The organism is Streptomyces sp. NPDC050988, assembly GCF_044456225.1.
Taxonomy (GTDB): domain Bacteria; phylum Actinomycetota; class Actinomycetes; order Streptomycetales; family Streptomycetaceae; genus Streptomyces.
This window is the reverse complement of record NZ_JBITFQ010000014.1, coordinates 26,409-52,800: the sequence shown is the minus strand read 5'-3', so window position 1 is coordinate 52,800 and position 26,392 is coordinate 26,409. Positions and strand designations below refer to the sequence as shown.

Here is a 26,392-nt window from a genome sequence, read left to right as displayed (position 1 = left end):
CGGCCGGGTGGAAGGACACCGTCGTTCTGAAGGCCTACGAGGCTACGAGGCGGAGGGGCTCGGCGAGGAGGAAGGAGCGGCCGTCACCTTCAGCTCGACCGTCAGCGTCGCGCCGCCGGTGGTGTTGATGCGGAGCAGGAACGTGCCGGCCGTGTCGTCCGCGTACAGCTTCGGCAGCTTCAACAGGCCGTTCGCGTCCGTCTTGAGGCCCGCGAGGGTCCGTACGGTCTTGCCGTCCGCGTCCTTGAAGTAGGGGCCCTTGTCGTTGGCGGTCGCGTCGTCCGCCGCCTTGATGAGCGTGGCGGTGGCCGCGACGCCGTCCGCGGCGGCGCCCTTGTAGGTTGCCTTCAGCTCGACCTGGTCCGCGAACTCGCCGCCCGCGACGCAGGTCAGCGCGGTGTCGCCCGTACGGGCGAGGGCGTCGGCCTGGCGCGCGGTGACCGTCGCCTTGTAGTCGAGGCCGGAGACGGCACGGCCGACGACGGTGGCGCGGACCGTGAAGTCGCCCGTCTTCTCACCGGCCTTGAGCGCGGGCGCGGTGGCCACGCCGGAGCTGTTGGTGACGACGGTCGCGACGCTCTCGCCGCCGGTGAAGACGGAGTCGGTGTCACCGACGATCGTGAACCGGACCCGGACCTTCGCGACAGCCTTGCCGGCCTCCGTCTCGGTCCGGGTGGCGATCTTCTCGGCGAAGGCGTCGCCCGCGGTCGCGGTGAGCTTGGCGGTGCCCGCGTCCTCCAGGTGGTCCACCGTGTCGGTGGGCGTGGCGGGAGTCGTCGGCGGCGTGCTCGGCGGCGGGGTCGTGGTGGGCGGCTTCGGGCTCGGGCTCGTGGAACCGCCACCGCCCGGATTCTGGGAGCTGGGCGGGGTCGTGCCCGGCGGCGTCGGTGTCGGCGTCGGGGAGGAGCTCGACCCGTTGTTGTCGTCGCTGCGGCCGGAGGGCAGCGTGCCCGTACCGTCCGGGACCTCGTGGGTGCCCTTGCGGTAGTACTCCAGCCACGACAGGACCGTGTTCAGGTAGTGCGTCGAGTTGTTGTAGCTGAGGATCGCGCGCCTGAGGTCGGCCTTGTCCGACAGGTCCCAGCCGAACCGGCACAGGTAGCCGCCGGCGGCGAGGGCCGCGTCGTAGATGTTGTTGGGGTCCTTCTTGCCGTCGCCGTTGCCGTCGCGGCCCGACCACTCCCAGGTGGAGGGGATGAACTGCATGGGGCCCACGGCACGGTCGTGGGTGGTGTCCCCGTCGTAAGCGCCGCCGTCGGTGTCGGTGATCCTCGCGAAGCCGTTGCCGTTGAGGACCGGGCCGAGGATCGGGGTGATCGTGGTGCCGTTGGCGTCGACGCGGCCGCCGCGGGCCTGGCCGGACTCGACCTTGCCGATGGCCGCGAGGAGTTGCCAGGGCAGGTTGCAGCCGGGCTTGGATTCGCCCAGCGCCGCCTCGGCCTTCTTGTAGGCGTCGAGGACGGTCGCGGGTATGCCGGCCTCGGCCTCGCCCGTACCGGTCGGCGTTCCGGTGCCCGTGGTGGGCGTCGGGGTGGGGCTGTTGAGCGGCGGGAGGTCGGTGTAGTACGGCGAGTTGCCGGTGGCGCTGTTGTCGGCGTCCGGGTCGGACGAGGGCTGGGAGCCGGTGTTCTGTCTGCCCTGTGCGGTGTCGGTCACGCCCGGCGCCTGGGACGCGGACAGCGCCGCGACCGCGACCGCGGCCACAGCGGTGGTTGCCGCCCCCTTGACAACTCGCCTGCCGAATTGCGCCGCCATTGCGTGAACCCCTCCCGTGGACGATCGCCCGCGCCTCGCGCGTTTCCTGTTGTCCGGCCGCACTCCCCCGTACGGCGACCCAGGCGACCCTACGACAACTTCCGTTGCGCAGACACCCGTTCGTGCCCGTTTTTCACCGGTTGGCCATATCGCGTTTCTCCTGCCCTGGGTTCTTGGGGGCATGCGGGGCCGACGGGAACTGCCGACCGCATACTGAGCGTCATCGATCAAGGGATCGTCGAGACCGTTCCGGGATCACCGGGCCGTCGCATGCGGTCAGTACCGGCCGTCGCGTGCGGTCAGTACCGGCCGTCGCGTGCGGTCAATGTCGTTCGCAAGGAGCCCCGTTGCCGTTCACCCTCAGCCATGCCGCGGCCGTTCTGCCTGCCGTGCGCACCGACGGGACCGGACGCGGCCGACTGGTTCCGGCCCTGCTCGTGGCCGGATCGTTCGCGCCCGACATGACCTATTACGCGGCGAGTGTGCTGCCGGAGGCCATGGAGTTCGGCGACTTCACGCACTCCTTCACCGGGGTGTTCACGGTCGATGTGCTGGTCGCCTGGGCGCTCGTGGGCACCTGGCTGGTGCTGCGCGAGCCGCTGGTGGCTCTGCTGCCGCGCGGCCGGCAGGGACGGGTCGGGGCTCTCCTGCGCTGTGGTGCGCCGCGCGCCCGCGTGGGGCCCGCACTGGCCCTGTGGTGGTACGTGTCCGCGGTGGCCGGTTCCCTGACGCATGTCGTGTGGGACGCGTTCACGCATCTCGACCGGTGGGGCATGCGCGTCTTTCCGGTCCTCGGGCAGGAGATCGCGGGCTCGCCGCTCTACTGGTATCTGCAGTACGGCGGTTCGGCGGTCGCCGCGGTGGTGATCGCCGCCTTCGTCGTGGTCGCCCTGCGGCGCCAGCACGACACGGAGCCCGTGGGGGTGCCGGTGCTGTCCGTACGGGACCGGTGGCTCGCGGCGGCCGTGATCGGTGGCTGCGCGACGGTGGCCGCGGTGCGGCGGGCGACGCGGTGGTGGGACCACTGGTCGGCGAGCGCGAAGCCCTGGGAGCTGATTCCCACCGTGTGCTTCGGGGCGGGGGCGGGTCTGGCCGTCGGCCTCGTGCTGTACGGCGTGGCGGTCAGGGTGTGGCGTCCGGCTCCGGTTCGTCCCAGCCCGGTAGCGGTTCGTACGGAGCCGAGCCGTCCGACTCCTCGCTGATCACGGTCTCCGGCGTGAGGTCCCGGCCGAGGCCGCGGCCCTGACCCAGACCCCGGTGGACCGCCTGGGCTATGCGCTCGATGGTGCGGACGCCGTACGCCATCGTGGGGTTGTCGTGGGACAGGACGACGATGCGGTAGCTGCGGCCCTCGCCGGTGAAGGCGCCGATGCTGTGGACGCGCCAGCCGTGGGTGGCTCGGGGCAGCCAGCCGTTCTTGACGTGTGCCGTCAGCCCTTGCGGCATGCCCGCGGGGACGCCCCACCGCTGGTCCGCGCGGACCTCTGAGAGCAGTTTCAGGCCGTACGCGCGGGTGCGGAGGAAGGACTGGGCGTTCGTCAGTACGTCCAGCAGACGCAGCTGGTCGGTGGCCGTGGTGCGGGTGAGGCCCCAGTAGCCGCCCGGGCCCAGGAGGGTGGCGGTGGTGCGGACGCGGGTGAGGAAGTCGCTCAGGTAGGTGCGGCCCAGGTCGGCCCACAGGCGCACGGCCGAGTCGTTGTCGGAGCTGATGATCATGGGGCGTACGTTCGTCTCCTCCCACTGCGTGAGTCGGCGCCCCAGCTCTTCGGCGCGGCGCAGCAGGCCCTCCATGATCAGCACCTTGACGACGCTCGCCGAGTCGTACTGCCGCTCACTGGCGCGTGCGCAGGTCAGTCCGGAGTCGTCCTGCACCGCCACGGAGACCGTGCCGTCCCTCCCCGACAGGGCCGCCTGGATGTCCTGGGACAGCCGGGCCGCCAGGTCGGGGGCGTGGGGAGCCTGGCAGGTGACGGTGTCGGTGGGGTCGGCCGAGGAGGCGTGGTGGCCCGTGGCGCCCTGCCGGAGGTGCCAGTCGGTCCAGTCGGCGGTGTCGGCCGGAACGCGTCTGGTCGTGACCCCGGCCGGGATTCTGGGGCTGGCCGCGGTGGCCGCGACGGCGGGGACCGGGGTGAGGAGCACGGAGGCGAGGGCTGCGACGAGGGCGGTGCGGCAGTGTCGTACGTACCGCACGCGCTGTACGTGTACGCGCTGTATGTGTCGTATGTGAGGACCCATGCCCGCATCCTTGCGGGGTGCTCCGCTGGGGGCTTCTGGTCGGGGGCCACGCGAGTGACGGGGCCGCCGGGGGTGGGGGTGGGGGGCGTTGTTCGTCGGGTGCGGGTGCGATGTGGCTGGTCGCGCAGTTCCCCGCGCCCCTAAAGACGAAAGACGGGGCTGCGCCCCCGCCTTTCGTCTTTTCGGGGGCGGTAGCCCTTGCTTTTCAGGGGCGCGGGGAACTGCGCGACCAGCCACATCGCACCCGGGCCCGCACCCGAAAACCGCACCCCCAGCGGACCCTCACTCGAATTACTGCGGCCCGGCGGAGCGCTAGTGGGCCGCCGACTCCCAGTCCGGGCCCGAGCCGACCGAGACGTCCAGGGGGGCCCGGAGGTGCACGGCGTTGGCCATTTCGTGGCGGACGAGTTCCTCGGTCTTCGTGCGCTCGCCGGGGGCGATCTCCAGGACGATTTCGTCGTGGACCTGGAGGAGCATGCGGGACTTGAGGTCGGCCTTCCGGAGCGCCCGGTCCACGTTCAGCATGGCGATCTTGACGATGTCCGCCGCGGTGCCCTGGATCGGCGCGTTCAGGGCCATGCGCTCGGCGGCCTCGCGGCGCTGGCGGTTGTCGCTGTTGAGGTCAGGGAGGTAGCGGCGGCGCCCGAAGAGCGTGGCCGTGTAGCCCGTGGCCCGCGCCTCGTCGACCGCCCGGCGCAGATAGTCCCGTACACCGCCGAAGCGCTCGAAGTAGGTGTCCATCAGCGCGCGGGCCTCGCCCGCTTCGATGTTCAGCTGCTGGGAGAGGCCGAAGGCCGACAACCCGTACGCCAGGCCGTACGACATGGCCTTGATCTTGCGGCGCATCTCCGCGTCGACGGCCGTGCCCTCCACGGAGAACACCTGGGAGGCGACGGTGGTGTGCAGGTCCTCGCCGGAGGTGAACGCCTCCAGGAGGCCCTCGTCCTCGGAGAGGTGGGCCATCACGCGCAGTTCGATCTGGCTGTAGTCGGCGGTCATGAGGGACTCGAAGCCCTCGCCGACGACGAAGCCGCGGCGGATCGCGCGGCCCTCCTCCGTGCGGACCGGGATGTTCTGCAGGTTCGGGTCCTGCGACGAGAGGCGGCCCGTCGCGGCCACCGTCTGGTGGAACGTGGTGTGGATGCGGCCGTCCGCGGCGATCGTCTTGATCAGGCCCTCGACGGTGACGCGGAGCTTCGCCTGCTCGCGGTGGCGGAGCATGATGACCGGCAGTTCGTTGTCGGTCTGGCCGGCGAGCCAGGCGAGCGCGTCGGCGTCCGTCGTGTAGCCGGTCTTCGTCTTCTTCGTCTTGGGCAGGCCCAGTTCACCGAAGAGGACTTCCTGGAGCTGCTTGGGCGAGCCGAGGTTGAACTCGTGCCCGGCCGCCGCGTGCGCCTCCTTCACCGCCTGCTGGACGGCGCCCGCGAACATCTGCTCCATGGCTTCCAGGTGGGCCTTGTCGGCCGCGATGCCGTGCCGCTCCAGGCGGGCCAGGAGCACGGAGGTGGGCAGCTCCACATCGCGCAGCAGGTCGGCCGCGCCGACCTCCTTCAGGCGCTCGTCGAATGCCTCGCCCAGGTCGAGGATCGCGCGGGCCTGCACCATCAGCGCGTCGGCCTCGGCGCCTTCGTCCGTGCCGAAGGCGAGCTGCCCGTCGGCCGTGGCGGCGGGTGCCAGCTCCCGGCCGAGGTACTCCAGGGACAGTGCGTCCAGGTCGAAGGAGCGGCGGCCCGGCTTGACGAGGTAGGCGGCGAGGGCGGTGTCCATGGAGACGCCCTCGATGCTCCAGCCGTGCTCGGCGGAGACCCGCATGGCGGCCTTGGCGTTGTGCAGCACCTTGGGCCTGTCGGGGTCGGCGAGCCAGGCCGCGAACGCGTTCTCGTCGGCCTCGTCCAGCTCCGACGGGTCGAACCACGCGGCGGCGCCGTCGGCCGCGGCGAGGGCGACCTCGGCGACCGAGCCGGTGCCGAGCGCCCAGGTGTCGACCGTGGCGACGCCGAGGACCGCGGTGCCGTGCTCGGCGAGCCACGGCTTCAGCTCGCCCGCGCCGAGCACCGCGCCGTCCACGGCCACGCCCGCGGCGGCCGGCGGACCGGCGTCCGCCTCCTCCGCCCCGGGGTCGACAGCCAGCAGCCGCTCGCGCAGCGAGGGGTTACGGATCTCCAGGGTGTCCAGGACCATCGCGACGGCCGTGCGGTCGTACGGAGCGCGCTCCAGGTCGGCGGCGGTCTTGGGCAGCTCGACGTCGCGCACCATCTCCGTGAGGCGGCGGTTGAGCTTGACCGCGTCCAGGTGGTCGCGGAAGTTCTGCCCGGCCTTGCCCTTGACCTCGTCGGCACGCTCGACAAGCTCCGCGAACGACCCGAACTGGTTGATCCACTTCGCGGCGGTCTTCTCTCCGACGCCGGGGATGCCCGGCAGGTTGTCGGACGGGTCGCCGCGCAGGGCCGCGAAGTCGGGGTACTGCGCGGGCGTCAGTCCGTACTTCTCGAAGACCTTCTCCGGAGTGAACCGCGTCAGCTCGGAGACGCCCTTCGTCGGGTACAGCACGGTCGTGTGCTCGGAGACCAGCTGGAAGGAGTCGCGGTCGCCGGTGACGATCAGCACCTCGAAGCCCGCGGCCTCGGCCTGGGTGGCGAGCGTGGCGATGATGTCGTCCGCCTCGAAGCCGTCCACGGCGAACCGCTCGGCGTGCATCGCGTCCAGGAGTTCGCCGATCAGCTCGACCTGGCCCTTGAACTCGTCCGGGGTCTTCGACCTGTTCGCCTTGTACTCGGTGAACTCCTCGGAGCGCCAGGTCTTGCGCGAGACGTCGAACGCCACCGCGAAGTGCGTGGGCGCCTCGTCGCGCAGCGTGTTGGCGAGCATCGACGCGAAGCCGTAGATCGCGTTCGTCGGCTGGCCCGTCGCCGTCGTGAAGTTCTCCGCGGGCAGCGCGAAGAACGCTCGGTACGCCAGCGAATGCCCGTCCATGAGCATCAGCCGCGGGCGTCCGCCGCCGGAGGTCTTCTCGGTCTTCTTCGATGCTGAATCTGCCACGCCCCCGATCCTGCCACGCCCCACTGACAGTCGGACCCGCCCCGCCCTCCACGAACGCCTTCGCGGCGTGGCCGTCACGCCTTTCGCACCGTGCGCGATCATCGCCGCGGACGGGCCGCGATCGTTGTCACCACCACGTGGGAGGATCGAAGACGTACCTCATACGTGTGCTCGAAGAGGAGGCCGAGATGGCCGGCAAGCCGCCCCAGAGTGATCCGGTTCAGGACGCGCCCCAGGTCGCCGGCCCGAAGCACGCCGCCGCCGGACTGCCCGCGGTCGGGCACAGCCTGCGCATGGCCCAGCAGCAGATGGGTGTGAAGCGCACGGCGCTGACGCTGCTGCGGGTCAATCAGAAGGACGGCTTCGACTGCCCCGGCTGCGCCTGGCCCGAGCCGGAGCACCGGCACACGGCGGAGTTCTGCGAGAACGGCGCGAAGGCGGTCGCGGAGGAGGCCACCCTGCGCCGCGTGACCCCGGACTTCTTCGCCGCGCACACGGTCGCCGACCTCGCGACCCGCAGTGGCTACTGGCTGGGCCAGCAGGGCCGTCTCACCCAGCCCATGTATCTCGCGGAGGGCGCCGAGCGCTACGAGGCGGTGCCGTGGGAGCGTGCCTTCGACATCATCGCCGAGGAGCTCACCGGCCTCTCCTCCCCGGACGAGGCGCTGTTCTACACCTCGGGGCGCACCAGCAACGAGGCGGCGTTCCTGTACCAGCTGTTCGCCCGCGAGTTCGGTACGAACAACCTGCCGGACTGCTCCAACATGTGCCACGAGTCGTCGGGTTCCGCGCTGAACGAGACGATCGGCATCGGCAAGGGCAGCGTCCTCCTGGAGGACCTCTACAAGGCGGACCTGATCATCGTCGCCGGGCAGAACCCGGGCACGAACCACCCGCGCATGCTCTCCGCCCTGGAGAAGGCCAAGGCCGGCGGCGCGAGGATCATCACCGTGAACCCGCTGCCCGAGGCGGGCATGGAGCGCTTCAAGAACCCGCAGACCCCCCAGGGCATGTTCAAGGGCGCCGCGCTCACCGACCTGTTCCTGCAGATCCGCATCGGCGGCGACCAGGCCCTCTTCCGCCTCCTGAACAAGCTGATCCTCGACACTGAGGGCGCCGTCGACGAGGCGTTCGTCGGCGAACACACCCACGGCTACGAGGAGTTCGCGGAGGCCGCCCGCGCCGCCGACTGGGACGAGACGCTCACCGCGACGGGCCTCACGCGCGCGGAGATCGACGAAGCCCTGCGCATGGTCCTCGCCTCCGAACGCACCATCGTCTGCTGGGCCATGGGCCTCACCCAGCACAAGCACTCCGTGCCGACCATCCGCGAGGTCGTCAACTTCCTTCTGCTGCGCGGCAACATCGGCCGCCCGGGCGCGGGCGTGTGCCCGGTGCGCGGCCATTCGAACGTGCAGGGCGACCGCACGATGGGCATCTTCGAGCGCCCCGCCCCCGCCTTCCTGGACGCCCTGGAGAAGGAGTTCGGCTTCGCCCCGCCGCGCGGCCACGGCTACGACGTCGTACGGGCTATCCGCGCGATGCGTGACGACAAGGCGAAGGTCTTCTTCGCGATGGGCGGCAACTTCGTGTCGGCCTCCCCCGACACCGAGGTCACCGAGGCGGCCATGCGCCGCGCCCGCCTCACCGTGCACGTGTCGACGAAGCTCAACCGCTCGCACGCCGTCACGGGCGCGCGTGCCCTGATCCTGCCGACCCTCGGCCGCACCGAGCGCGATCTCCAGGGCAGCGGCGAGCAGTTCGTGACCGTCGAGGACTCCATGGGCATGGTGCACGCCTCACGCGGCCGCCTGGAGCCCGCGAGCGAGCACCTGCTGTCCGAGCCCGCCATCGTCGCCCGCCTCGCCCGCCGCGTCCTCGGTACCGAATCCCGCACGCCCTGGGAGGAGTTCGAGAAGGACTACGCCACGGTCCGCGACCGCATCGCGCGGGTGATCCCAGGCTTCGAGAACTTCAACGCGCGCGTGGCCGACCCGAACGGCTTCGCCCTGCCGCACGCCCCGCGCGACGAGCGCCGCTTCCCCACGGCCACCGGCAAGGCCAACTTCACCGCCGCACCTGTGGAGTTCCCGAAGCTCCCCAAGGGCCGTCTCCTCCTCCAGACCCTGCGCTCCCACGACCAGTACAACACCACGATCTACGGCCTGGACGACCGCTACCGGGGCATCAAGAACGGCCGCCGGGTCGTCCTCGTCAACCCCGAGGACGCCCGCAAGCTGGGCCTCGCCGACGGCTCGTACACCGATCTGGTCAGCGAGTGGAAGGACGGCGTGGAGCGGCGCGCCCCCGGTTTCCGGGTCGTGCACTACCCGACGGCCCGCGGTTGCGCGGCCGCGTACTACCCGGAGACGAACGTGCTGGTGCCGCTGGACGCCACCGCGGACACCAGCAACACGCCCGCCAGCAAGTCCGTCGTCGTGCGTCTGGAACAATCGGCAGCCAACTGAGCGTTCGCTTAGCCAGCGCGGCCGCTCGGGCGGCGTGATCGACGACGAAGGAGCAGGACCCATGGGCGAGCAGCACCACGCGAAGTTCCCGCAAGAGGTCATCGACGAGTACGCGGCGCTCGGCGTGGACCTGGTCGCCATGTTCTCCGCCGGACATCTCGGCACGCGCATGGGCGTCCAGGTCGTCGAGGCCTCCGCGGACCGCGTGGTGGGCACCATGCCGGTCGAGGGCAACACCCAGCCGTACGGGCTCCTGCACGGCGGAGCCTCCGCCGTGCTCGCCGAGACCCTCGGCTCGGTCGGCGCCATGCTGCACGGCGGCAGCTCCAAGATCGCCGTCGGCGTCGACCTGAACTGCACCCACCACCGGGGCGCCCGTTCCGGCCTGGTGACCGGCGTGGCCACGCCCCTGCACCGGGGCCGCTCGACGGCCACGTACGAGATCGTGATCAGTGACGAGGACGGCAGGCGGGTGTGCAGCGCGCGGCTGACGTGCATGCTGCGCGACGTGAATCCGAGCGACGCGCAGCGCGTGACCGCGGCGAACTGAGCCACCGGAACACCGTTGTCCGCGGGCGGCGTTGATCCCGGGCACCCGGCGGCATAGCGTCATGGGATGGGAACGGGTGGGGCCTCCTGGCGGGGGCCGGTGCTTGGGCTGGTGCTCCTGACCGGCGCTCTGGCCACCGGGTGCGGCGAGTCCGGCCCGCAGGGCGGGACGGCGGGCACACGGGCCGCCTCCGGTGCGCCGTCCTCACCGCCCGCCACACCTCCCGAGGACCTGTGCGCGCGAATCGTCGCCCACTGGTCACGGGAGGTGCTGGACAGCGACACCTACGGGGACTACCAGTCGATGGGCCTGTCCAACGGGCAGTACGAGATCCTCATGGAGGTTGTGGACGCGGCCCGGGCCGAGAGAAAGCGCTCCGGCGAACAGGCGGCGCGGGAACTGATCGACCGCGACGCGCGCGAACGCTGCACGCGGCGGTACCGCGACGGCGATCCGACGGGAGGGCCCTGGAGTTGAGCGGCGTCGGTCCGGTCGAGCCGGGCGAGGGCACACACGCGTGGGACACCGCCGAGCCGGCCCCGCCGCTCCTCCCCGGGACCCCGCGCGAGCGGCTGACAAGTCTGTACACCCGACACCGCCTCGCCGTGCTCACGTCCGCCACCGCGGTCGCCCTCGTGGCGGGCGGCGGCTATCTCTTCGCGACCCGGCCCCACGACCCGCCACCACCCGAAGCGCCCAACCCGTCCCAGGCGGTGTCCATCGCCTACCTCGGCCAGGAGGGCCCGCCCGCCGGCGCTCCGAGCGGAAGCTTCAGCTTCGCCGTGAAGCTCACCGCGCTGCCCGGCCCCACGATCACCGTCGTGCGCATCTCGCAGCCCTACGCGAGCCTCTCGCTGACATCGGTTCCGCGCCCGCCGTTCCGCACCAAGCCCGGCTTCGGTCACAAGATCGTCGTCACGATGCATGTCACGGAATGCGCGAATGTGCCGTCAAACGCCGCTCTCCCTTTCCTGGATGTAACTCTGCGTAATACGCGCGCAATAGAAGACCACAGCTTCATCCTGGGTGAGCGCTATGCGCACGACCTCTCAGGAGCCCTGCAAGTAGCCTGTAGCAACGACTCCCGGTCATCACCAAAACGGTAGGACGCTCCTGAAATGACCGCGGCGCGTCCTGCATGTTCTCACTATGTGGACCGGACGAATCGGCCGGAATTCTGCCCATCCACCCACTGAGTACCGCTCTGCATTACCTCGTGTCATAACAAGAGCGTCACAGCATGACTCAGACTCTCCTCCACGTTCCCCCGGCACGCTTAGAGTCACGGCCAGTCACCGCGCCATCGGATTCGAATTATTTTCGTCCCAGCGCTCGACTCGGCCCGTTCCACGAGGAAGGGCTGTGCCAGGGAAAGGACTGCTGATCGTGCGTCAACGTTCGCTCATCGCCATCACCGCCGCGCTGGCGGCGGGAGCACTCACCCTCACCGCCTGCGGCTCGCGCGACGAGGACGGCGGCGGTTCGGACTCGAACGGCGGTGGCACCACCGTCGTCATCGGCGTCGACGCCCCGCTGACCGGCGACCTCTCCGCGCTGGGCCTCGGAATCAAGAACTCCGTGGACCTTGCAGCCAAGACGGCCAACAAGGAGAAGACCGTCGAAGGGATCACCTTCAAGGTCGAGGCCCTCGACGACCAGGCCCAGCCCTCCTCGGGCCAGCAGAACGCCACCAAGCTGGTCGCCAACAAGGACGTCCTCGGCGTCGTCGGCCCCCTGAACTCCTCGGTCGCCGAATCCATGCAGAAGGTCTTCGACGACGCCAAGCTCGTCGAGGTCTCCCCCGCCAACACCAACCCGGCCCTCACCCAGGGCACGAAGTGGAACGGCGGCGAGAAGGCCCGCCCGTACAAGTCGTACTTCCGCACCGCGACCACGGACGCCATCCAGGGCCCGTTCGCCGCGCAGTACGTCTACAACGACGCCAAGAAGAAGAGCGTCTACGTCATCGACGACAAGAAGACCTACGGTGCCGGCCTCGCCGCCACCTTCACCGACGAGTTCAAGAAGCTCGGCGGCAAGGTCGTCGGTACGCAGCACATCGACCCCGACACCAAGGACTTCTCCGCCGTCGCCACGCAGGTGAAGAGCTCCGGTGCCGACGTCGTCTACTACGGCGGCGAGTACCCGCAGGCCGGCCCGCTCAGCAAGCAGATCAAGGCCGCGGGCGCCAAGATCCCCCTCGTCGGCGGCGACGGCATCTACAGCGCCGACTTCATCAAGCTGGCCGGCGCCAGCGGCACCGGCGACCTCGCCACCTCGGTCGGCGCGCCCGTCGAGGACCTCCCCTCCGCCAAGGAGTTCGTGGCCAACTACAAGGCCGCGGGCTACAAGGAGGCCTACGAGGCGTACGGCGGCTACTCCTACGACTCGGGCTGGGCGATCATCGAGGCCGTGAAGAAGGTCGTCGAGGACAACGACGGCAAGCTTCCGGACGACGCCCGCGCCAAGGTCACCGAGGCCATGCAGGGCGTCTCCTTCGACGGTGTGACCGGCAAGGTCTCCTTCGACGAGTTCGGCGACGCCACCAACAAGCAGCTCACCGTCTACTCGGTCGAGGGTGGCGCCTGGAAGCCGGTGAAGTCCGGCACGTACGAAGGCTGATCCACACCCGCATCACCACCTGAGCCGCGCGGGGCGCTGCACCACAAGCGCCCCGCGCGGACTCGCATCCGGTCACATCCCTCGACTATCCGAACGCTCGGAGGACATGCGGTGAACGAACTGCCGCAGCAGCTGGTCAACGGCCTGCTACTGGGATCCATGTACGGGCTGGTCGCCATCGGCTACACGATGGTCTATGGCATCGTCCAGCTCATCAACTTCGCCCACGGCGAGATCTTCATGACCGGGGCCTTCGGCGCGCTCACGGTCTATCTGTACGTACTCCCCGACGGCACCACCATGTGGATCGCCCTGCCGCTCATGCTCGTCGGCGCCATCTTCGTCGCCGTCACCGTCGCGGTCGGAGCGGAACGGTTCGCCTACCGCCCCCTGCGCACCGCACCACGCCTGGCCCCCCTCATCACCGCCATCGGCCTCTCCCTGGCCCTCCAGCAGGCGGTATGGGCCTGGTACCCCAACGCCAAGTCGGCGCGGACCTTCCCGCAGATCGAAGGCGGCCCCTTCGAGATCGGCAGCGTCACCATCCAGACCGGTGACGTCTTCCTCTTCGTCGCGGCCCCCATCAGCATGGCCGTCCTCGCCTACTTCGTCATGAAGACCCGGACCGGACGCGGCATGCAGGCCACCGCCCAGGACCCGGACACCGCCAAGCTCATGGGCATCAACACCGACCGCATCATCGTGGTCGCCTTCGCCCTCGGAGCCGCGTTCGCCGCCGTCGGAGGCCTCGCCTACGGCCTCAAGTACGGCCAGATCGACTTCCGCATGGGCTTCATCCTCGGCCTCAAGGCCTTCACCGCCGCCGTCCTCGGCGGCATCGGCAACATCTACGGAGCCATGATCGGCGGCGTGGTCCTCGGCCTCGCCGAAACCATGGCAACCGCCTACATCGCCGACGTCCCCGGCATGTCACAGCTCGGCGGCCAGTCCTGGGCCAACGTCTGGGCCTTCGTACTCCTCATCCTCGTGCTCCTCTTCAGGCCACAGGGCCTGCTCGGCGAGCGCGTCGCGGACAGGGCGTGAGACCTATGACCACACAGACCACCAGCCCCCAGACGCCCGCCAAGGAGCCGGCCGGCTCCACCGCCGGACTCATCGGCATCCCCCCGACCATCGGACGCGCCCTCGCCACCGGCGGCGGCATCCTCACCATCATCTCCACCTTCCTCGCCTGGACCTGGACCGCCGCATTCCCCGGCGACCTCACCGTCTACGGCTACCCCGGCGGCCTGCAGGTCCTCGTCCTCATCGGCGGCGCCCTCACCACGCTCTTCGGCCTCTCCTCCTACGGCGTCAAGGGCCTGCGCTGGCTCACCCCCGCAGGCGCCGACAGCGCCCTCAAGCTCGCCGCGCTCGGGGCATTCGCCACCGCCTGGTACACGATCATCGCGATCAGCACCAAACTCGGCGGCCTCGCCAACCTCGAACCCGGCGGCTGGATCGTGGCCGTCGCCACCCTCGCCGCCCTGGTCGGCTCGCTCTCCCTGCCCTTCCAGCGGCCGGCACCCGACCCGTACGACCCCGACGACACCGCCTGGGAGCAGTTCCGCCACCAGCGGCGCTACGACGTCACCGTCGTCAAGGCAGCCTTCGCCTCCGGCACCACCAAGGCCCCGGCCCACAAGCTGCCCGCGTACGCCGAAATCCTCGTCATCGTCGCCGCACTCGCCCTCGGCCTGACCGTCTTCACCTACGGCATCGGCACCGAATACGACGAGCAGTTCATCGGCTTCCTCATCACCGCGGGCCTCGGCTTCGCCGCCGCGACCAAAGCCGGACTCGTCAACAGGCTCTCCGCACTCACCTCCAAGCACCGCAACGTCACCATGATCGGCGCGTTCGTCGCCGCCGCCGCATTCCCCTTCACCCAGTCCGACGACCAGTACGCGACCATCGGCGTCTACATCCTGATCTTCGCCACCGTCGCCCTCGGCCTCAACATCGTCGTCGGCCTCGCCGGACTCCTCGACCTCGGATACGTCGCCTTCCTCGGCGTCGGCGCCTACACCGCGGCCATGGTCTCCGGCTCCCCCTCCTCACCCTTCGACATCCACCTGCCGTTCTGGGCCTCCGCCCTCCTCGGCGCAGCAGTCGCCATGGTCTTCGGCGTCCTCATCGGCGCCCCGACCCTCCGACTGCGCGGCGACTACCTCGCCATCGTCACCCTCGGATTCGGTGAGATCTTCCGCATCACCGTCCTCAACATGGACGGCACCAGCGGACCCGACATCACCAACGGCTCCAACGGCATCTCCTCGATCCCGAACCTCAACATCCTCGGGTTCGACTTCGGCCAAGAACACAGCATCGCCGGATTCACCATCGCGCGCTTCGCCAACTACTTCCTGCTGATGCTCCTCATCACGCTGGTCGTCGTGGTCGTCTTCCGCCGCAGCGGCGACTCCCGCATCGGCCGCGCCTGGGTCGCCATCCGCGAGGACGAGACAGCCGCACTCGCCATGGGCATCAACGGCTTCCGCGTCAAGCTCATCGCCTTCGCCCTCGGCGCAGCCCTCGCCGGCCTCGCCGGATCCGTCCAGGCACACGTCACCTACACCGTGACACCCGAGCAGTACCAGTTCGCCCACGTCGTCCCGCCCAACTCGGCCTTCCTGCTCGCAGCGGTCGTCCTCGGCGGCATGGGAACCATCAGCGGCCCCCTCGTCGGCGCCGCACTGCTCTACCTGATCCCCGCCAAGCTCCAGTTCCTCGGCGACTACCAGCTCCTCGCCTTCGGCCTCGCGCTCGTCCTGCTGATGCGCTTCCGTCCGGAAGGCCTCATCCCGAACCGGCGCCGCCAGCTCGAATTCCACGAGGAAGCGGAAGCTCCCACAGTCCTCAGCAAGGCAGGGGCCTGACCACCATGACTACCGACATCACCACCAAGGGCGCCGCACCCGGCGCCACCGCCCCCGGCGAAACCGTGCTCGACGCACGCGGCGTCACCATGCGCTTCGGCGGCCTCACCGCCGTACGCAACGTCGACCTCCAGGTCAACGGCGGAGAGATCGTCGGCCTCATCGGCCCCAACGGCGCCGGCAAGACGACCTTCTTCAACTGCCTCACCGGCCTCTACATCCCCACCGAGGGAGAGGTCCGCTACAAAGGCACCGTCCTGCCGTCCCAGTCCTTCAAGGTCACCGCCGCCGGCGTCGCACGCACCTTCCAGAACATCCGTCTCTTCGCCAACATGACGGTCCTGGAAAACGTCCTCGTCGGCCGCCACACCCGCACCAAAGAAGGACTCTGGTCCGCACTCCTGCGCGGACCCGGCTTCAAGAAGGCCGAAAAAGCCTCCGAAGACCGCGCCATGGAACTCCTCGAGTTCATCGGCCTCGCCGCCAAACGAGACCACCTCGCCAGGAACCTCCCCTACGGCGAACAGCGCAAGCTCGAAATCGCCCGCGCCCTCGCCAGCGAACCCGGCCTGCTCCTCCTCGACGAGCCCACCGCCGGCATGAACCCCCAAGAAACCCGGGCCACCGAAGAACTCGTCTTCGCCATCCGGGACATGGGCATCGCCGTCCTCGTCATCGAGCACGACATGCGATTCATCTTCAACCTCTGCGACCGCGTCGCCGTCCTCGTCCAAGGCGAAAAACTCGTCGAAGGCGACAGCGCCACCGTCCAGGGCGACGAACGCGTCATCGCCGCCTACCTCGGCGAACCCTTCGAAGACGCACCCGGCCAGGAGGAGCTCGCCGAGGTCGAAGCCGCCGAGGCACAGGCCGACGCCTCCACGGACGCCGCGCCCCGCAAGGAGAACGACCGATGACCGCACTCCTCGAAGTCGAAGACCTCCGGGTCGCCTACGGCAAGATCGAAGCCGTCAAGGGCATCTCCTTCAAGGTCGACGCCGGCCAGGTCGTCACCCTCATCGGCACCAACGGCGCCGGCAAGACCACCACCCTGCGCACCCTCTCCGGCCTCCTCAAGCCCGTCGGCGGCCAGATCAAGTTCCAGGGCAAGTCACTGAAGAAGACCCCCGCCCACCAGATCGTCTCCCTCGGGCTCGCCCACTCCCCCGAGGGGCGGCACATCTTCCCCCGCATGACGATCGAGGACAACCTCCGCCTCGGCGCCTTCCTCCGCAGCGACAAGGCAGGCATCGACAAGGACATCCAGCGCGCCTACGACCTCTTCCCCATCCTCGGGGAACGCAGGAAGCAGGCCGCGGGAACCCTCTCGGGCGGCGAGCAGCAGATGCTGGCCATGGGCCGGGCCCTGATGTCCCAGCCCAAGCTCCTCATGCTCGACGAACCCTCCATGGGCCTCTCGCCGATCATGATGCAGAAGATCATGGCCACGATCGCCGAACTCAAGTCCCAGGGCACCACCATCCTGCTCGTCGAGCAGAACGCCCAGGCAGCACTCTCGCTCGCCGACCAGGGACACGTCATGGAGGTCGGCAGCATCGTCCTCTCCGGATCCGGCCAGGACCTCCTGCACGACGAGTCGGTCCGCAAGGCGTACCTCGGCGAGGACTGACCCGGCCTGCCTTCACAGCCCGGCCCCTCGCACACGGCTGAGGCCCGCACCCGATGACACGGGGTGCGGGCCTCAGCCGTAGGTACCCTCGCTGCGCGCCGCTCAGCCCTTCGCGGCCTTCTTCTCGTCGGCGTCCTGAATAACCGCCTCCGCGACCTGCTGCATCGACATACGACGGTCCATCGACGTCTTCTGAATCCAACGGAACGCCGCCGGCTCCGACAGGCCGTACTCCGTCTGCAGCACCGACTTCGCACGGTCCACGAGCTTCCGCGTCTCCAGACGCGTCGTGAGATCCTCGATCTCCTTCTCCAGCGCCTTCAGCTCCGTGAAGCGCGAGACGGCCATCTCGATCGCCGGAACGACATCGCTCTTGCTGAACGGCTTGACGAGATACGCCATCGCGCCCGCGTCACGCGCCCGCTCGACGAGGTCGCGCTGCGAGAACGCGGTGAGCATCAGCACCGGGGCGATGGACTCCTCGGCGATCTTCTCCGCGGCGGAGATGCCGTCGAGCTTCGGCATCTTCACATCGAGGATGACGAGATCGGGGCGGTGCTCCCGGGCGAGCTCGACGGCCTGCTCACCGTCACCGGCCTCGCCCACGACCGTGTACCCCTCTTCTTCGAGCATCTCCTTGAGGTCGAGACGGATCAACGCCTCGTCCTCGGCGATGACGACACGGGTCGTCAGCGGAGGCACGTGCGACTTGTCGTCGTCGGGCGCGTCTACGGGCTGGGGCGACTCGGGGGCGGTCACGGGGGCTCCTCGTTATGGGGCAGGTACTGCTCCCGAGAGCCTACCTAGCTACGGTATGGTTAGAACGCGGCGGGTCGGAGTGTTCCTTCGATTCGCAGGAGCTCCGGTAGTCCAATCGGCAGAGACGATACCCTCAAAAGGTATTCAGTGTGGGTTCGAGTCCCACCCGGGGCACTTTCCTTCGATTCGAAGGTCGACACAAAAGCGGATGTCCACGTTCTCGTGAACATCCGCTTTTTGCTGCGTGTCGAGACGATCAGCCTCGCAGAGTGGCCACATGTACGACATGGGCACACGCAAGCGGGCACTCGCGCTGGTTGGCCAGGGGCGCAGCCTGAACTCGGTCAGCAAGGAAACTGGCGTCTCTCGGGCGGCGATCCGCTCCTGGCAGACACGGATCGAACCGCTACCACGCATGCAAACCCAGACCGAGCCGTGTGTCAGATGCCGCCGCGCTCCGGCACAGCCCGAAGATGCGGAGACGTACTCCTACCTCCTGGGCCTGTATCTCGGCGATGGCTGCATCAGCGCTCATCCACGGAATGGGCACTATCTCCGCATCGCGTGCGCGGACGCATGGCCTGGCCTCATCGACGCTTGCGAAGCCGCCGTGCGCTCGATCAACCCAACGCAGCTCGCCTACCGCGTCCAGGCTCAGGGCCACGTCTCAGTCGTCGGCTACAGCCGACACTGGCCCTGCTTCTTTCCCCAGCACGGCCCGGGCAAGAAACACGAACGTGCCATCGTCCTTGAATCCTGGCAACAGGAAATCGTCGACGCCCACCCGTGGGAATTCATCCGCGGCCTCATCCACTCCGACGGCTGCCGCATCACGAACTGGACCACGCGCCTCGTCGCCGGCGAGAAAAAGCGCTACGAGTACCCCCGGTACTTCTTCACCAACAAGTCGGACGACATCCGGAAGCTCTTCAGCGACACCCTCGACAAGGTCGGAGTCGAGTGGACCACGCTCGCCCGCGGCAGCGACCCCTTCAACATCTCCGTCGCCCGCCGCGCCTCCGTAGCCCTCATGGACACCCACGTAGGCCCCAAGTACTGACCCCACACCCCCACTTGGACCTACTTGGGGCTGTCGTCCTCGCCGATGTGATGCACACGCACCAGGTTGGTCGAGCCGGAGACCCCGGGCGGGGAGCCGGCCGTGATGACGACCACGTCGCCCTTCTCGCAGTGGCCGTACTTCAACAACAGCTCGTCGACCTGGTCGACCATCGCGTCGGTCGAGTCGACGTGGGGGCCCAGGAAGGTCTCGACGCCCCAGGTCAGGTTGAGCTGGGAGCGGGTCGCCGCGTCCGGGGTGAAGGCGAGGAGGGGGATCGGGGAGCGGTAGCGGGACAGGCGGCGGACCGTGTCGCCGGACTGGGTGAAGGCGACCAGGTACTTCGCGCCCAGGAAGTCGCCCATTTCCGCCGCCGCCCGGGCGACCGCGCCGCCCTGGGTGCGGGGCTTGTTCCGGTCGGTCAGGGGCGGGAGGCCCTTGGCGAGGATGTCCTCCTCTGCGGCCTCGACGATGCGGGACATCGTGCGGACCGTTTCGATGGGGTACTTGCCGACGCTCGTCTCGCCGGACAGCATCACGGCGTCCGTGCCGTCGATGACGGCGTTGGCCACGTCGCTCGCCTCGGCCCTGGTCGGGCGGGAGTTGTCGATCATCGAGTCGAGCATCTGGGTGGCGACGATGACTGGCTTGGCGTTGCGCTTGGCGAGTTTGATGGCGCGCTTCTGGACGATCGGGACCTGTTCGAGGGGCATTTCGACGCCGAGGTCGCCTCGGGCGACCATGATGCCGTCGAAGGCGGCGACGATGTCGTCGATGTTCTCGACGGCTTGGGGTTTCTCGACCTTGGCGATGACCGGGAGGCGGCGGCATTCTTCGTCCATGATGCGGTGGACGTCCTCGATGTCGCGTCCGCTGCGGACGAAGGAGAGGGCGATGACGTCGCAGCCCGCCCGAAGGGCCCAGCGGAGGTCCGCCTCGTCCTTTTCGGAGAGGGCGGGGACGGAGACGGCGACGCCGGGGAGGTTGAGGCCCTTGTTGTCGGAGACCATGCCGCCTTCGATGACGGTGGTGTGGACGCGGGGTCCGTCGACGGAGGTGACTTCGAGGCAGACCTTGCCGTCGTCGACGAGGATGCGTTCGCCGGTGGTGACGTCGGCGGCGAGGCCGGAGTAGGTGGTTCCGCAGGTCTGGCGGTCACCCTCTGTGCCCTCTTCGACGGTGATGGTGAAGGTGTCTCCGCGTTCAAGGAGTACGGGGCCTTCGGTGAAGCGGCCGAGTCGGATCTTCGGGCCTTGAAGGTCGGCGAGGATTCCGACGCTGCGGCCGGTCTCGTCGGAGGCCTTTCGCACGCGCTGGTAGCGCTCCTCGTGGTCGGCATGGCTGCCGTGGCTGAGGTTGAGGCGGGCTACGTCCATTCCGGCTTCGACCAGTGCCTTGATCTGGTCGTACGAGTCGGTGGCGGGGCCCAATGTACAGACGATCTTTGCTCGGCGCATGGTTCGAGCCTAGGCCTTACCAGCGGGTAGGGAATTGGTCGGGCATGACTACTCAACAACCTTTGCGTGAAGGGCTGTTGACAAGGGTTGAATTGTGCGCGGGGCCGCTCCGATGAGCATTTCGGAGGGCGTTCAGAGGGTCGGCGGTGACATTGTGAAGCGGGCGTTGACCTGTGCGTAGACGTGCTGCCGTTCGGGTTCGAGGTCGAGGGCGGGGGCTCCTTCGGGGGCTGCCGCGTCGAATGCCATGGTGCGCATGGACCGGGCGGCCTTGGCTTCCATGCCGTAGGGCTGGGCGTTCTCGGCGCCGATGTCGGCGAGTTCGACGAGGGCGGCGAGGGTGGTGTCGAGGGCTTCGGCGTATTCGCGGGCGCGTTGGACGGCTTCGCGTACTGCTTGTTGCCGTGCCTGGCGGTGGGCGGGTGAGTCGGGGCGCAGGGCCCACCAGGGGCCGTCGACGCGGGTGAGGTCGAGGTCGGCGAGGCGGGTGGTGAGTTCGCCGAGGGCGGTGAAGTCGGTGAGTTCGGCGGTGATGTGGACGCGGCCGTGGTAGGCGCGGATGCGTTCGCCGCGGCCGTGTTTGGTGAGTTCGGGGGTGATGGAGAAGGCGCCGGTCTCCAGTTTTTCGACGGCGTCGCCGTAGGTCTTGATGAGGTCGAGGGCGGTGGTGTTGCGGCGGGTCAGGTCGGTGAGGGCGTCGCGGCGGTCGGTGCCGCGGGCGCTGACGGTGATGCCGATGCGGGCGATCTCGGGGTCGACTTCGAGGTGGGCTTCGCCGCGGACGGCGATGCGGGGTGCGTCGGGTGTGCCGTAGGGGACCGCGGACCGGGTTTCCCCGGGGGCGTCGGAGGGTGAGGTCATACGTCCCACTCTGTCACCGGCGGCCCGTTTCCGGGCCTTGTCGGTCATCAGATCGAAACCTGCGAGGGCTGTTGCGGTACGTCATGACCGGGTCAGAATCTACGCGCGTATCTGCTCGTGTTGTCGACCTTTCCCCGAGGAGTGGCCCGTCATGGCGTTGAACCGTCGGAAGTTCCTGAAGAAGTCCGCCGTGACCGGCGCGGGGGTTGCCCTGGCCGGTGCGGCCGCGGCGCCGAGTGCTCAGGCGGCGGAGGTCGCGGTGGCGAAGGGCGGCAGGAAGCCGAAGCGGTATTCGCTGACGGTGATGGGTACGACCGATCTGCACGGTCACATCTTCAACTGGGACTACTTCAAGGACGCGGAGTACAAGGATGCGGCGGGCAACGCGCAGGGTCTGGCGCGGATCTCGACGCTGGTGAACGCGGTCCGTGAGGAGAAGGGCCGGTGCAACACGCTGTTGCTGGACGCCGGTGACACCATTCAGGGCACGCCTTTGACGTACTACTACGCGAAGGTGGACCCGATCACCGCCAAGGGCGGTCCGGTGCATCCGATGGCGCAGGCGATGAACGCGATCGGCTATGACGCGGTGGCGCTCGGCAACCATGAGTTCAACTATGGAATCGAGACGCTGCGGAAGTTCGAGTCGCAGTGCCGTTTCCCGCTGTTGGGTGCGAACGCGCTGGACGCGAAGACGCTGAAGCCGGCCTTCCCTCCGTACTTCATCAAGAAGTTCCACGTGAAGGGCGCCCCGCCGGTGAAGGTTGCCGTGCTGGGTCTGACGAACCCGGGTATCGCGATCTGGGACAAGGCCTATGTGCAGGGCAAGTTGACGTTCCCGGGTCTGGAGGAGCAGGCGGCGAAGTGGGTGCCGAAGCTTCGGTCGATGGGTGCGGACGTGGTGGTCGTGTCGGCGCACTCCGGTTCGTCGGGCACGTCCTCGTACGGTGATCAGCTGCCGTACGTCGAGAACTCGGCGGGGTTGGTGGCGCAGCAGGTGCCGGGGATCGACGCGATTCTGGTCGGGCACGCGCATGTGGAGATTCCGGAGCTGAAGGTCACGAACACGAAGACGGGGAAGACGGTCGTCCTGTCGGAGCCGTTGGCGTATGCGGAGCGGTTGTCGTTGTTCGACTTCGAGCTGGTCTTCGAGAAGGGTCGTTGGACGGTCGAGTCGGTGGCGGCGTCGGTCCGCAACTCGAACTCGGTGGCCGACGACCCGAAGATCACGAAGCTGTTGAAGGACGAGCACGATGTGGTCGTGGCGTATGTCAACCAGGTGGTCGGGACGGCGACTGAGACGCTGACGACGGTGGAGGCGCGTTACAAGGACGCCCCGATCATCGACCTGATCACGAAGGTCCAGGAGGACGTGGTCAAGGCGGCGTTGGTGGGGACGGAGTACGCGTCGTTGCCGGTGTTGTCGCAGGCGTCGCCGTTCTCGCGTACGTCGGAGATCCCGGCCGGTGATGTGACGATCCGGGATCTGTCGAGTCTGTATGTGTACGACAACACGCTGGTCGCGAAGTTGATGACGGGTGCGCAGGTGCGGGCGTATCTGGAGTACTCGGCGCAGTACTTCGTGCAGACGGCGGCCGGTGCCGCGGTCGACGTGGAGAAGCTGACGAACGCGGGCAACCGGCCGGACTACAACTACGACTATGTTTCGGGTCTGACGTACGACATCGACATCGCTCAGGCGGCGGGTTCGCGGATCAAGAACCTGTCCTACAACGGTGTGGCGTTGGACGACGCGCGGCAGTTCGTGTTCGCGGTGAACAACTACCGGGCCAATGGCGGTGGGGCGTTCCCGCATGTTGCGTCGGCGAAGGAGCTGTGGGCGGAGTCGACGGAGATCCGGACGCGGATCGCGGAGTGGGTGACGGCGAAGGGTTCGCTGGACCCGAAGGAGTTCGCGTCGGTGGACTGGAAGCTGACGCGTGAGGGGACGCCGGTCTTCTAGTCGGCGAGTGGTGTGAGCATCCGTGGTTGCTGCCTGGCGGGCGGGATCTGGGGCTGCTGGGTGAGTCCGAAGGTCGTGAAGGCCGTTCGGTCCGGCAGTGGGTAAGGGTCTTTGCCCGTCAGGGAGTTGAGGATGCTCGCGCTGCGCCAGGCGGTGAGGCCGAGGTCGGGGGCGCCGACGCCGTGGGTGTGGCGTTCGCCGTTCTGGACGTAGACGGTTCCGGTGACGGAGGGGTCGAGGACGAGGCGGTGCTTGTCGTCGATGCGGGGGCGTTCGGAGGCGTCGCGGCGCATGTAGGGGTCGAGTCCGGCGAGGATTCGGCCGAGGGGGCGTTCGCGGTAGCCGGTGGCGAGGACGACGGCGTCGGTGGTGATGCGGGAGCGGCTGGCCTGTTGGGCGTGTTCCAGGTGGAGTTCGACCTTGGTGGTGGCGATGCGGCCCGCGGTGCGGACGTGGACGCCGGGGGTGAGGACGGTGTCGGGCCAGCCGCCGTTCAGGGTGCGGCGGTAGAGCTCGTCGTGGATGGCGGCGATGGTGTCGGCGTCGATGCCTTTGTGGAGTTGCCATTGGGCGGGGACGAGCCGGTCGCGTACCGGCTCGGGCAGGGCGTGGAAGTAGCGCGTGTAGTCGGGTGTGAAGTGTTCGAGCCCGAGTTTTGAGTACTCCATGGGCGCGAAGGCCTCGGTGCGGGCGAGCCAGTGGATCTTCTCGCGTCCTGCGGGGCGGTTTCTGAGGAGGTCGAGGAAGACCTCGGCGCCTGACTGTCCCGAGCCGATGACGGTGATGTGTTCGGCGGTGAGGAACCGGTCGCGGTGTTCGAGGTAGTCGGCGGCGTGGATGACGGGCACGCCGGGGGCTTCGACGAGAGGGCGGAGCGGTTCGGGGATGTGGGGGGCGGTGCCGATGCCGAGGGCGATGTTCTTGGTGTAGGTGCGGCCGAGTGCTTCGGCTTCGCCGTCGCTGTCGAGTTGGGTGAAGTCGACTTCGAAGACGTCGCGTTCGGGGTTCCAGCGGACGGCGTCGACCTGGTGGCCGAAGTGGAGTCCGGGGAGGCTGTCGCTGACCCAGCGGCAGTAGGCGGCGTATTCGGCGCGGTGGATGTGGAGGCGTTCGGCGAAGTAGAAGGGGAAGAGGCGGTCGCGGGCCTTGAGGTAGTTGAGGAAGGTCCAGGGGCTCGCGGGGTCGGCGAGGGTCACCAGGTCGGCGAGGAACGGGACTTGGAGGGTGGTGCCTTCGATGAGGAGGCCGGGGTGCCAGTCGAAGGTGGGCCGCTGTTCGTAGAAGGCGGTGTCGAGTTCGGCCAGGGGGTGGGCGAGGGCGGCGAGGGAGAGGTTGTTGGGGCCGATGCCGATGCCGACGAGGTCGCGGGGGGCTTCGGGTTCGTGGTGTACGGGGTGTTTGGGGTGCGTGGGGGGTGTCGGGGACGTGGGGGGCGTCATCGCGGGGTGTGTCCTTCCACCAGTTTCAGGAGCGCGGTCAGGTCGTCGGCTCCGGTGTGCGGGTTGAGCAGGGTGGCTTTGAGCCAGAGGCGGTTGTCGAGGCGGGCGCGGCCGAGGACTGCCCGGCCTTCGGTGAGGAGGGTGCGGCGTACGGCGGCCACGGTGTCGTCGGTGGCGTCGGTGGGCCGGAACAGGACGGTGCTGATGGTGGGCCGGTCGTGGAGTTCGAAGCGGGGGTGCCGGTGGACGAGTTCGGCGAACTCGGCGGCCTGTTCGCAGACGCGGTCGACGAGGGTGCCGAGTCCGGTGCGGCCGAGGGTTTTGAGGGTGACGGCGATCTTGAGGATGTCGGGTCGTCGGGTGGTGCGCAGGGAGCGGCCGAGGAGGTCGGGGAGGCCTGCTTCGGTGTCGTCGTCGGCGTTGAGGTAGTCGGCGTGGTGGGCCAGTGGGGCGAGGTCGTGCCGGTCGCGTACGGCGAGGAGTCCTGCGGCGACGGGCTGCCAGCCGAGTTTGTGCAGGTCGAGGGTGACGGTGTGGGCGCGGTTGAGGCCGTCGAGTTTGGGGCGGTGGCGGTCGCTGAAGAGGAGGCCTCCGCCGTAGGCGGCGTCGATGTGGAGGCGGGCGCCGTGGGTTTCGCAGAGGGCGGCGATGTCGGGGAGCGGGTCGATGAGGCCGGCGTCGGTGGTTCCGGCGGTGGCGGCGACCAGGAGGGGGCCCGGGAGTGCGGTGAGGGCTTCGCCGAGTGCGGCGGGGTCCATGGTGCCTGCGGGGGCGGGCACGGTGGCGGGTTCGGGGAGGCCGAGGAGCCAGGTGGCGCGGCGGAGGGAGTGGTGGGCGTTCTCGGCGCAGACGAGCCGGGTGTGGCCGTGGTGTTCGCGGGCGAGGAGGAGGGCGAGTTGGTTGGACTCGGTGCCGCCTGTGGTGACGAGGGCGTCGCCGGTTGACCGGGCTTGTCCTGTCGACCCGTAGACCTCGGCGGCGAGGGCCCTGGTGACGAGGGCTTCGAGTTCTGAGGCGGCCGGGGCCTGGTCCCAGGAGTCGAGGGAGGGGTTGAGGACGGAGGCGGCGAGGTCGGCTGCGGTGGCGACGGCGAGGGGCGGGCAGTGGAGGTGGGCCGTGCAGAGGGGGTCCGCGGGGTCTGCCGCGCCTGCCGCGACGGCTTGGACGAGGGTGCGGAGGGCGTCTTCGTCGCCGTGGTCCGGGAAGGGGTCGCCGAGGGCCTCGCGGAGGCGGGCGGCGACCTCGGTGGGGCCGCCGGCCGGGAGGGGGCCGTCGCGGGTGGCCGCGCCGGCTGTCAGTGCGTCGAGCACGGTGGTGAGCAGCGGTCGCAGGGTGGTCGGGCCGTGGGGGCCTGATGCGAGCGGGCTCATGGTCGTCCTCCGGGGCGCGGGCGGGGACTTCCAGCGTGTCTGTGTTTGGGGCGGCGTGCGCGGAGAGTGCGGTGATCAGCACTCGAAAGGGGTATTGGCGCTCCGCGCCGGGGGTTTGGGGGTCTGTGGGTTTGTGGTGACGTGCGGGTCGGTTGGGGCTGGTCGCGCAGTTCCCCGCGCCCCTGAAAGATGGCGGTTCGCGGCGCCCGTGCAAGAGAGCGAGCCCCATGCCTCTGAAGAGCAAAGGCAGGCTGTCGCCCGCACCCCCCGCGAGAAGGCGACCCCCGAACCCCGCAAGAGAGTCG

The 26,392-nt window shown here is 69.0% G+C and carries 20 protein-coding genes and 1 tRNA gene; 13 read left to right on the top strand and 8 right to left on the bottom strand.

The window, feature by feature from the left end; translation table 11 throughout:
- Positions 1–42: 42 nt before the first annotated feature.
- Entirely contained in the window at positions 43–1,755 is a 1,713-nt protein-coding gene (locus ACIBEI_RS27710) for a lytic transglycosylase domain-containing protein (RefSeq protein ID WP_398892959.1), read from the bottom strand.
- Positions 1,756–2,102: 347 nt separating this feature from the next.
- Here ACIBEI_RS27710 and ACIBEI_RS27705 point away from each other — a divergent pair, with 347 nt between their 5' ends.
- Positions 2,103–2,957, top strand: a complete 855-nt coding sequence (locus ACIBEI_RS27705) for a DUF4184 family protein (protein WP_398892958.1) — start codon at positions 2,103–2,105, stop codon at positions 2,955–2,957.
- Here the strand turns inward: ACIBEI_RS27705 and ACIBEI_RS27700 are convergent.
- Both ACIBEI_RS27700 and polA read right to left on the bottom strand, forming a co-directional pair.
- Positions 2,878–3,990, bottom strand: a complete 1,113-nt coding sequence (locus tag ACIBEI_RS27700; protein ID WP_398892957.1) for a hypothetical protein — start codon at positions 3,988–3,990, stop codon at positions 2,878–2,880. The two genes, ACIBEI_RS27705 and ACIBEI_RS27700, sit on opposite strands and share 80 nt — an antisense overlap.
- 312 nt (positions 3,991–4,302) lie before the next feature.
- Positions 4,303–7,029 carry a DNA polymerase I gene (gene polA, locus ACIBEI_RS27695; protein ID WP_398892956.1) on the bottom strand — a complete coding sequence of 909 codons (2,727 nt, stop codon included), beginning with the start codon at positions 7,027–7,029 and terminating at the stop codon, positions 4,303–4,305.
- Positions 7,030–7,217: 188 nt separating this feature from the next.
- On the opposite strand from polA, the gene ACIBEI_RS27690 reads away from it, so the two are divergent.
- The 9 genes from ACIBEI_RS27690 (at position 7,218) to ACIBEI_RS27650 (ending at position 17,178) form a co-directional block, all read left to right on the top strand.
- A complete protein-coding gene (locus tag ACIBEI_RS27690) occupies positions 7,218–9,497 on the top strand; it encodes an FdhF/YdeP family oxidoreductase (protein ID WP_398893063.1) in 2,280 nt (759 codons plus the stop codon).
- A 61-nt stretch (positions 9,498–9,558) separates the two neighbouring features.
- Entirely contained in the window at positions 9,559–10,047 is a 489-nt protein-coding gene (locus ACIBEI_RS27685) for a PaaI family thioesterase (protein ID WP_398892955.1), read from the top strand.
- A 66-nt stretch (positions 10,048–10,113) separates the two neighbouring features.
- Complete coding sequence (locus ACIBEI_RS27680; RefSeq protein ID WP_398892954.1) at positions 10,114–10,524, top strand: hypothetical protein; 411 nt, start codon at positions 10,114–10,116, stop codon at positions 10,522–10,524.
- Entirely contained in the window at positions 10,521–11,153 is a 633-nt protein-coding gene (locus tag ACIBEI_RS27675; protein ID WP_398892953.1) for a Tat pathway signal sequence domain protein, read from the top strand. Before ACIBEI_RS27680 ends, ACIBEI_RS27675 begins: the two co-directional genes overlap by 4 nt.
- Before the next feature lie 280 nt (positions 11,154–11,433).
- Positions 11,434–12,669, top strand: a complete 1,236-nt coding sequence (locus ACIBEI_RS27670) for a branched-chain amino acid ABC transporter substrate-binding protein (protein WP_398892952.1) — start codon at positions 11,434–11,436, stop codon at positions 12,667–12,669.
- 111 nt (positions 12,670–12,780) lie between these two features.
- Complete coding sequence (locus tag ACIBEI_RS27665; protein WP_143637658.1) at positions 12,781–13,713, top strand: branched-chain amino acid ABC transporter permease; 933 nt, start codon at positions 12,781–12,783, stop codon at positions 13,711–13,713.
- Positions 13,714–13,718: 5 nt separating this feature from the next.
- A complete protein-coding gene (locus tag ACIBEI_RS27660) occupies positions 13,719–15,548 on the top strand; it encodes a branched-chain amino acid ABC transporter permease (RefSeq protein ID WP_398892951.1) in 1,830 nt (609 codons plus the stop codon).
- 5 nt (positions 15,549–15,553) lie between these two features.
- On the top strand, positions 15,554–16,465 hold the full coding sequence (locus tag ACIBEI_RS27655; RefSeq protein ID WP_398892950.1) for an ABC transporter ATP-binding protein: 912 nt from the start codon (positions 15,554–15,556) through the stop codon (positions 16,463–16,465).
- Complete coding sequence (locus ACIBEI_RS27650; protein WP_398892949.1) at positions 16,462–17,178, top strand: ABC transporter ATP-binding protein; 717 nt, start codon at positions 16,462–16,464, stop codon at positions 17,176–17,178. The genes ACIBEI_RS27655 and ACIBEI_RS27650 overlap by 4 nt, the downstream gene beginning before the upstream one ends.
- A gap of 102 nt (positions 17,179–17,280) precedes the next feature.
- Here ACIBEI_RS27650 and ACIBEI_RS27645 read toward each other — a convergent pair whose 3' ends face one another.
- Complete coding sequence (locus ACIBEI_RS27645) at positions 17,281–17,937, bottom strand: ANTAR domain-containing response regulator (RefSeq protein WP_055615813.1); 657 nt, start codon at positions 17,935–17,937, stop codon at positions 17,281–17,283.
- A gap of 100 nt (positions 17,938–18,037) precedes the next feature.
- On the opposite strand from ACIBEI_RS27645, the gene ACIBEI_RS27640 reads away from it, so the two are divergent.
- Both ACIBEI_RS27640 and ACIBEI_RS27635 read left to right on the top strand, forming a co-directional pair.
- A tRNA-Leu gene (locus ACIBEI_RS27640) sits at positions 18,038–18,111 on the top strand.
- Between the two features lie 103 nt (positions 18,112–18,214).
- A complete protein-coding gene (locus tag ACIBEI_RS27635; RefSeq protein WP_398892948.1) occupies positions 18,215–18,997 on the top strand; it encodes a transcriptional regulator in 783 nt (260 codons plus the stop codon).
- 20 nt (positions 18,998–19,017) lie between these two features.
- Here ACIBEI_RS27635 and pyk read toward each other — a convergent pair whose 3' ends face one another.
- Both pyk and ACIBEI_RS27625 read right to left on the bottom strand, forming a co-directional pair.
- Positions 19,018–20,454 (bottom strand): pyruvate kinase, encoded by a 1,437-nt coding sequence (pyk, locus tag ACIBEI_RS27630; RefSeq protein ID WP_398892947.1) that lies wholly within the window; start codon positions 20,452–20,454, stop codon positions 19,018–19,020.
- A 132-nt stretch (positions 20,455–20,586) separates the two neighbouring features.
- The gene (locus ACIBEI_RS27625; protein WP_398892946.1) at positions 20,587–21,315 is read right to left on the bottom strand and encodes an SIMPL domain-containing protein; all 729 of its coding nucleotides are present in this window, start codon (positions 21,313–21,315) and stop codon (positions 20,587–20,589) included.
- Positions 21,316–21,466: 151 nt separating this feature from the next.
- On the opposite strand from ACIBEI_RS27625, the gene ACIBEI_RS27620 reads away from it, so the two are divergent.
- The gene (locus ACIBEI_RS27620; protein ID WP_398892945.1) at positions 21,467–23,278 is read left to right on the top strand and encodes a bifunctional metallophosphatase/5'-nucleotidase; all 1,812 of its coding nucleotides are present in this window, start codon (positions 21,467–21,469) and stop codon (positions 23,276–23,278) included.
- Here ACIBEI_RS27620 and ACIBEI_RS27615 read toward each other — a convergent pair.
- Together ACIBEI_RS27615 and ACIBEI_RS27610 are read right to left on the bottom strand one after the other, a co-directional pair.
- Positions 23,275–24,717, bottom strand: coding sequence for a lysine N(6)-hydroxylase/L-ornithine N(5)-oxygenase family protein (locus ACIBEI_RS27615; RefSeq protein WP_398892944.1), 1,443 nt, complete (start codon positions 24,715–24,717; stop codon positions 23,275–23,277). The genes ACIBEI_RS27620 and ACIBEI_RS27615 overlap by 4 nt on opposite strands.
- The gene (locus ACIBEI_RS27610; protein ID WP_398892943.1) at positions 24,714–26,087 is read right to left on the bottom strand and encodes a pyridoxal phosphate-dependent decarboxylase family protein; all 1,374 of its coding nucleotides are present in this window, start codon (positions 26,085–26,087) and stop codon (positions 24,714–24,716) included. Before ACIBEI_RS27610 ends, ACIBEI_RS27615 begins: the two co-directional genes overlap by 4 nt.
- Between the last annotated feature and the right edge of the window lie 305 nt (positions 26,088–26,392).